Here is a 630-nt window from a genome sequence, read left to right as displayed (position 1 = left end):
GATTATCGCGCAAAAGACAAAGAAATCGTCATCAGACAAAGCCAAAAAGATCCAGTGGCATCCTGCGTTTTATGCAGCAGCGGAACTCGAACTAAAAGAAAACATCGAGGAACTGGATTTAATATCGGAGTACCATTTGAGTAAGGAACCGATCCGTATCGATCTTTTGATCATAAAAGAAGAAAATGCAGACAAAGTGATGAAAAATGAAATCGGTCATATCATGCGAAAGTACAATGTGTTAGAATACAAAGGACCGGGAGATGAACTGTCGATAGACACTCTTTACAAAACACTTGGATATGCCTGCCTTTATAAAGGATATGGGAAAACAATCGATGAAATCCCGGCGGACGAACTGACCGTGTCATTGTTCCGTGAAGCATATCCAAGAGAACTGTTTTTTGAATTAGAACGAAAAGGATATGTACTGGAAGAAAAATATCCAGGTATTTATTACGTGAGCGGGAACATTTTATTCCCGGTGCAGATTGTGGTGATCAGCAGGTTGAACCGGACTATGCACAGCAGCCTAAGAATCTTATCTGCAAATGCCGATATAGAGGATATCAGGAAGTTTTTAGAACAGACAGAAAATATGAAGACACCGCGGGAGCGGAATAATATAGA

At 40.3% G+C, this 630-nt stretch carries 1 pseudogene; it reads left to right on the top strand.

Going from position 1 to position 630, the window contains the following annotated elements:
• Positions 1-630, top strand: a pseudogene (locus DXA60_RS18550) (hypothetical protein); the annotation flags it as partial.

This window comes from Roseburia sp. OF03-24 (assembly GCF_003463035.1).
GTDB classification, from domain to species: domain Bacteria; phylum Bacillota; class Clostridia; order Lachnospirales; family Lachnospiraceae; genus Roseburia; species Roseburia rectibacter.
The sequence above is the reverse complement of the archived record's forward strand: the minus strand, read 5'-3'. Positions and strand labels throughout refer to the sequence as shown.